Source organism: Alistipes intestinihominis (genome assembly GCF_040095975.1).
GTDB lineage: Bacteria > Bacteroidota > Bacteroidia > Bacteroidales > Rikenellaceae > Alistipes > Alistipes senegalensis.
Genome location: NZ_JBBMFL010000006.1, coordinates 188,732 through 195,442, shown reverse-complemented (window position 1 = coordinate 195,442; position 6,711 = coordinate 188,732). Strand labels below are relative to the sequence as shown.

Genomic DNA, 6,711 nt, shown 5'->3' with positions numbered 1-6,711 from the left:
CAATACGCTGTAAATAAGATAAAAACAAATTTAACCGAAAACTTTGATCCAATTTTATTTGGATTGTAACAGGAAAATACAACTATGAAAGCAATCAGAAAATTTATTGAGCGCATTGTGAAAATGATTTTTACCCCGGATGGATATACCGTGGATGTCTGTCTTATCAAACAGAGAGGCACCTGGGAATCGAGGTGGTTCTCGGTGAAATTTTCGAATCGGAAAGCCGCGAAACAATGGATGCAAAAAGTTATCGAGCGATTTGAAAATCATCCCGCATATCCGTTGAATATGGTCCTTTTGGTCGCAGTTTATACCAAATGTCAACTTAATGAGGTGCTCGACGATCATTATTGCGTAGTGCCCGACTGTTAATCGTAATTCAAAACTTTATAGCTATGTCAAATTACAACCGACAACACGCCGCAGATTTCGCCGAATGGCGAATCCGCCACCCGCACGAGGTGGTCAATACCCCCGAGGAAGCCGGGATTACCTCGACGCTCAAAGTCGGCGACAAGGTGACTTTCACGAACGGATACGGCGTGAAATTTCCGGGCCATCGGGTTCTCGGCTTCTGCAAACCTACTCTTGGCAATCGGTGTGTGTATCTCGATTATGATTGCTATTGGTTCCCGGCGGGCCTTGATGAACTCAAACTTGAAGAGTAATTGAAATTTTCGTAAATTAGAGGCGCAGTGCCTCGCAGAACCTCACGATGTACAGGTCAATCGTAATTTTTCAGATGAAACAAACTACTATTGTCGGCAACATCGGCCGGGATGCCGTATGCCGCGAGGGCGACGGCGGTCACAAATTTGTATCGTTCAGTGTCGCGTATGCCGAACGCAAGACGAATGACACGGACGAGCAGGGGAACCCGGTAACGGTTGCCCAGTGGGCGGAGTGTGAAATCTACGTCGGTCCGGAGAGCTCTGCCGAGGGGCTTTTGAAACTGCTGACCAAAGGACGCTTCATTTATATCGAAGCCTCGGACAAGGTGGAAGCGTGGATTGATAAGAATAACCAAGTGCGATCGAGGATTCTCTATCGGGTCACTAATTTTCAGGTCTGAGTGGCAGACTCTCGGCGACCATAAGGCCGCCGAGAGTTCAAAATACGTTTTGGAGAAAAATTTGCTATATTTGCATTATGAAAAAGGAGTTGGGTAAATGGCTTATGGACATCGCCAAATATGTGTTGACCGCGGTGGTCGTCATGTCTTTGGTCTCGGATTTGGGCGATGTCCGGTGGCTGATATACGTTTTGGGCTTGCTGACAACAGCGGTATGTTTGGGCGGCGGCCTGATTTTAGTCAGGGATAAGGACACTAAGGTAAAGGAGGATTGAATATGCCAGCTGCGGTTTACATTTTCGGAATTATCATCGTGGCGGTAGTCGCCATCGTCATTTGGAGTAAGACAGACAAGGGTAAGAAGTGGTTGTTGTAATTCTTCTTCCCTTCACGCATCAACATCGCGGCCCGGCAGGTTATTCCTGCCGGGCCGTTTGTTTTTCGCGCCCTTTGGGGCGCGAGAGTAGGGAAAAGTGTGAATAGTATGGCTTTTCCCGAATACCCCTCCGGAGAACTCGTCAGCACTCAGTTGCCGGGTCACCGCGTGGGGACGTGCTCGCTGGAGGCTTGCCCTTACCCCGGCCGGATTCGTTCCGGCTGGCGAGCCGCGCGGCAGCGCGGCCCTTTCCTGCGTGGCCATCGCGTCGGGTCAAGTATGCCCGACGACTCGCTACGCTCGCATGCGTGATGGTCACTTAGAGTTGCTGTTTTTTGACGACTTTTCGGAAGATAATTTTTCGTTTGAAATCGGTTCCGGCCATGACCGGTTGCCGGCTACACCGGCTATTTCGCCATGCTGATCTCACCCACTTTCTTTGTTTCGTGGAGCCAAAGAAAGTGGGGCAAAGAAATCTCCGGATCGCTCCGTTTGGCCGCGACTACCATGCCGTCGCGGCCAAGCACGGAACCGCTCCTACCTGCGGCAATCCTTGCCGCAGAGATCGGGAGCCTTCGGCGTCCGGACGCAAGCCAGAGACCTTGCGTCCGGCTGTTATCGATCCGCTCGTCGCTGCGAGCCTTTCGAGCTCCGTTGAAGGGCTCAAAAGTCTCTGTTCACTCCTCGCTACCCCTTTCCGTTCCCCGCCGGGGAAACCTTCTTTTATCCTTCCAGCGCGATAAAAGAAGCAAAACCGCGTCCGCTTTCTTTGTCTTGGGGACACAAAGAAACCCGAACCAAAGAAAAGTCATTCACTTGATAATCCTTGCGCAGTGCGCTGCCACCATTCGGCCCAGGGCTTCGCGTCAGACCTGCGGACGCAGCCGAGGCTGTTCAGACGTTTCGGAGCGACTATAAGGCTTGGCTTCCGGCTTCTTCCCTTCACTATTCAACATCCCGCCTCGGCGGGGAACTCCAAAATCTTCGCAATGCGGAGATTTTGGAGTCGCAATTTACGCCTCGACAGGCTCGGCGTAAATCATCGGTATTTGTCTGTACGCTGCCATGCGCTCCGCCGGAGCCTCGCTTTGGCAGCTGACAAAACCCCCTTTCTCCCCCAAATGGGGGATTCCTTCTTTCGTGAAGAAAGAAGCAAAGAGCAGTTCGATCGGCTACCGTCCCGGACTCCGCAACACGGAGTTCGGGACTTAGGTTGTGCGTTCATCGCATCGACATAGGGGCCGATTCGAACTGCGGGCGGCGATCTGCCGCCTACCCGGCTGCGCCGGAGAATGGAAAGAAAATGTTACCGGCATCTAAAATTCCGGGCGGTTATTCCCGCCCTAATACCCCGGCTTTGCCGGGGTGAATTTTGCGGTCAACGGGCTTCGGAAAATCTTGTCGATTTTCCAAAACCCGGTGCCCGCCGATGCCTTTCGGACGCCCGCATTTCAACGGACGAAGGCGCGATCACGCAAGCGCGATCTGTCCGAAAAAATGAGCATAACTTCCTGCTCATTTTTCAGACGCCTTTACGTCCGTCAAAATCCGGCCGATCCTGTAACATTTTCTTGTGAACAAGCGGGAATCACGCTGAAGCGTGATTCTGTATTATTGAGTGAATGTGTAATTTATTGATAATCTGTTGTATATGTAATTCTGTTTTGTGGCTTATCATGCAATTTTGGTTGCATTTATGTGACTTCAATGATGTATGTGTCAGATTATTAGTGTTATATATGTAACATGCCGCGTAACTTTGGCAGGATTAGGCAAGTTTATCTTGCGGTGTAAAAAATTCTTGAAAAAATTGTTTCTCACTCCCAAATAAACGTAGCCCCGATATTCAATTTCTTGTGATTAATCACATAAAAATCAGTTCTTGATACCTCTTTCTATAATCCTTTTCTTTGCTCATGCTACAAAGAAAATAATAGGAATAATGAAAGCGAAAGTTGATAAACCAGCCTTATGCTCTGTTCGCATTTCTAAGGCGGCCAAAGGCAAATTAGAGATAATCGCAGAACGTAAAGGTGTATCATTGGGGAATGCGGTATCGCTTATCATCTTGCATTATGCAGCCAATAACCTGGACTATGAAGTTTCGGTTAATGATGCATACAAAACCATTCTCAATAAACTTACAGGAGTTGATATAAAATTTTCCAAGATTATTGGTCCTGTTGAACGTACCGAAGATTTTATCAAAAGCCTGGTGCGCGATGATCGCCGCAGTACATCCGGATTATTCTCCGGCACTTCTCAGGATATGGATGCTTCCGATGTTCCCGCTCCCTCTTCCGACGATCGTTTGCCGCGCTCGCTCGGACTTTTGGAGCGTCTCTTTTCCATAGCTGCCAGGACGACGGATTTTGAAGGTCATGCCGCGATGCAGATTCGGCTGTCACAATCCGATTTCAACCAGCTCAAACGCGAATACGAGGAATTATGTACGTCACACAGTATGTAGACAACACCCGTTACGGCCAGAGTTCCGTTGCCGAATACGCGGGTTATCTCGAGAAGGAGAGCCTTATCCAATCACAATTGGATGAGACCTCCTCCCGCCAACTGTCTGCATACCTGGACAAGCAGAACGATGTGGTCCGGGTCGAAGGCCGAGAGTATTTTTTCAACGGCACGGGTAATACCTACGATACGGAGGATGTCGTGAAGAACATCGATGCGAACGTCCGCGGTCTGAAGAGGAAGGAAGCCCGCTATTATACATTCTCGATCTCTCCTTCGAAGGAAGAGATCGCCCATTTGCGCCGCACGATCGCCGATACGAAGCAGACACTCCTCGAAGCCGGGGAGGCGATCCCTTCGACGCTGGAGGACGATATGATGCGGAATTATCTGAAAGATTATGCCATACAGTGCATGGATGCCTATGCCCGTAACTTCGGACACCCCGAGATCCGCAACAACCGGGACTTGATGTGGTTCGGGATGGTCGAGAAGGACCGTTACTGGAAAAGCCATGATCCTCAGGTGCGTAATAATTCCCGAATCGATCGGGAGATCGCCCGCCTGGAAAAGCAGCTCGGCTGCGGCCAGGATGATTCCGTGCAGCGCCGGATCGCGGCCCTCGAAGCGCAATATGTCCGGGAGAGTCAGGTCCGCTCTGGCGGGTGCGACGAGATATTGCGGGCGATGATGCCGAAAGCCGGGGATAACTGGCATATTCACGTCACGGTGAGCCGTCGTGACATCACCAATTCGATCAACCTGAGCCCCAATGCGAACGGTCGTGGGAGCAAGAACCACGTCCTGAACGGCAAGGCCGTTCGCATCGGCTTTGACCGCGAAGCGTATAAGATCGAATGCGAGCGTCTTTTCGACCGGCTCTTCGCACACCATCGGTTGCAGACCGAGAGCTATGAGGTATCCAAGCGCCTCCGGCACATGTCCGGATTCGCCTTTGAAAGGCAGTTGGCCCAGGACCGTGCGATTCGCCGGGCGGAGGCCGCGGAGTTCCGGCAGTTGGTGAGCGGCGGTTATGGAGAGTACTACGAATCCTTGCTTCAGGCCGAGCAGCTGGATGCGCGTCAACTGTTGCACCTGAAAGGGCAGTTGGTCCGTCAGCTGCGTCTGTTGAACCCCGGGGCGAACGCCGCGGACCTGATGGATTTGAGTGTCGAGGAGTTGCAGTCAGAACTGAATCGCCTCACTGTGGACCAGGATCTCTCGCTTCCGCGTTGGGGTCAGAGCCTGGGCGCCAGCCTCGGAGACAAGGCCGTCGAAGTTTCGGGATTGCGGGGATACCATCCGATCCGGATCACGCATAAAGTCCTGCGCAAAGGGTTGGCCATGCGCCAGGCTGTCGATCGCCGCCGGGAAGTCTTTGACCAATGGTCGGAGATCTACCGGGATGCCTGGCATCGGGATAACTATGTTTTTGACAGCATTGCTGCCCGTCGCAATACCGACTGCCTGTTCGCACAGACGGAGTACCTGGAGGGGATCTTTGCAGGTCATTCGGTGCTTCTGGAGAACGCCTCCCGTTACCTGGCGGATACCGAGCGGCAGATGGTCGGGGATTATGTGCAGCGTTGTTGGCCCGATCGCCAGCGTGAGATCCTGGCATCCTTTGCCCGGGAGACCTTCGGGGCCGACGGCGCTCATGTCAAAGACATGAAGGATTTCGAGAGCCTGGTCCGCGAGCGGCTGCTTCCGGAAGATGCCCGGCGCTGTATTGCGGAGGCCGCCAAACGTTGTGAGCTGCCTGCGACTTTCAACGCGCTGCGCCTCGAAATCGCGGCCTGCCCTGCGGACCGTGCGGCGGAGTTGACTGCGCAGCTGGAGAGTTTCCAGACCGAGCGAATGCAACTTCTGGAGCAGTTGCGCAGCGTGCTGGCGGATCAAACGCTGGACGTTCACGCTAAAGAGGAATCGCTGCTGCGCCTGGCGCTTCAGGACCGTAATCTGGACAAGACCCTGCGGGATCTTTGGGCAGGAATTGTGAAGATTTACGAAAAGCAGCATCCGGAACTGAAATCCAAACAGCTCCACACGCAGTTAAAGGAGTTGTTCGCGGAGTTGCAGAATATCCGTGTTCAGCGGCAGCGTGAGTTTGCCAAAATCATCGATACGTTTATTCAGAAGGAGTTGCCGGGTTACCACTTGGTCGTCGAAAAGCAGAGCCAACTCGAACAGCTGATTCGGGAAACGACTCCTGATCCGAAGCAATGTGCCGAGCGAATTCTGGAGATGAACAACGAACTGGCCCGCCAGGTATCGCCCCATGCGGAGCGTCTTTTCGAGCAGCATAGCCGGCGGCTGTTCGGATCGGAAGTCCGACTGCGCAACGAGCATGATTTTTCGGTGTATGTGGACCGGCATTTTTCTCCGGCGGAGGCCCGTGACTACAAAGACTCTCTGAAGGGTGTCTACGCCCGTATCGAGGAGAAACGCCGGGAAGTTATTCAGCGTCTTGTCCGGACACTCCCCCGAGAGGAGCTGGAGAAGATACAGTGGCAGCAGCACTATCTCAACCGTTACATCAACAAATATTTCCCGGCTGTGGAATCTAAGACGAAGAAAGAGGCTTTGCAGCAGAGTGTATCCTCTTCGTGCCGCCGCTCGGTAAATCCGGTTCCGGAATATAAGGTTTACGGAGCCGTTGCGCAGCGCGATGTTTCGGTGCAGGCTATGGCGAAGGCCGATCAGGTGAAGATGGTGCAGCCGGTCACTCCGCAGCAGCTGGCGATAAAGGCCGCGTTCAAACTCGTTGGAATTTTAACCAAAGGATATTGAT

5 protein-coding genes are annotated in these 6,711 nt (G+C 52.5%); all 5 read left to right on the top strand.

Annotation, left to right across the window (positions count from 1 at the left end; genetic code table 11):
• Positions 1 to 398: 398 nt before the first annotated feature.
• Entirely contained in the window at positions 399 to 671 is a 273-nt protein-coding gene (locus WMO46_RS07380; RefSeq protein ID WP_129651730.1) for a hypothetical protein, read from the top strand.
• 74 nt (positions 672 to 745) lie between these two features.
• The gene (locus tag WMO46_RS07375) at positions 746 to 1,075 is read left to right on the top strand and encodes a single-stranded DNA-binding protein (protein ID WP_229092067.1); all 330 of its coding nucleotides are present in this window, start codon (positions 746 to 748) and stop codon (positions 1,073 to 1,075) included.
• Between the two features lie 77 nt (positions 1,076 to 1,152).
• Positions 1,153 to 1,350: a DUF6722 family protein gene (locus tag WMO46_RS07370; protein WP_129651732.1), complete on the top strand. Its 198-nt coding sequence runs from the start codon at positions 1,153 to 1,155 to the stop codon at positions 1,348 to 1,350.
• Positions 1,351 to 3,393: 2,043 nt separating this feature from the next.
• A complete protein-coding gene (locus WMO46_RS07365) occupies positions 3,394 to 3,921 on the top strand; it encodes a hypothetical protein (protein WP_349094105.1) in 528 nt (175 codons plus the stop codon).
• Positions 3,900 to 6,710 carry a MobB family relaxase gene (gene mobB / locus WMO46_RS07360; RefSeq protein ID WP_349094104.1) on the top strand — a complete coding sequence of 937 codons (2,811 nt, stop codon included), beginning with the start codon at positions 3,900 to 3,902 and terminating at the stop codon, positions 6,708 to 6,710. The genes WMO46_RS07365 and mobB overlap by 22 nt, the downstream gene beginning before the upstream one ends.
• Position 6,711 lies beyond the last annotated feature (1 nt).

Bases quoted from the DNA above. Each gene is read 5' to 3' on its own strand.
- WMO46_RS07380 (WP_129651730.1), top strand. From the start codon at position 399: ATGTCAAATTACAACCGACAACACGCCGCAGATTTCGCCGAATGGCGA.
- mobB (WP_349094104.1), top strand. From the start codon at position 3,900: ATGTACGTCACACAGTATGTAGACAACACCCGTTACGGCCAGAGTTCC.
- WMO46_RS07370 (WP_129651732.1), top strand. From the start codon at position 1,153: ATGAAAAAGGAGTTGGGTAAATGGCTTATGGACATCGCCAAATATGTG.
- WMO46_RS07375 (WP_229092067.1), top strand. From the start codon at position 746: ATGAAACAAACTACTATTGTCGGCAACATCGGCCGGGATGCCGTATGC.
- WMO46_RS07365 (WP_349094105.1), top strand. From the start codon at position 3,394: ATGAAAGCGAAAGTTGATAAACCAGCCTTATGCTCTGTTCGCATTTCT.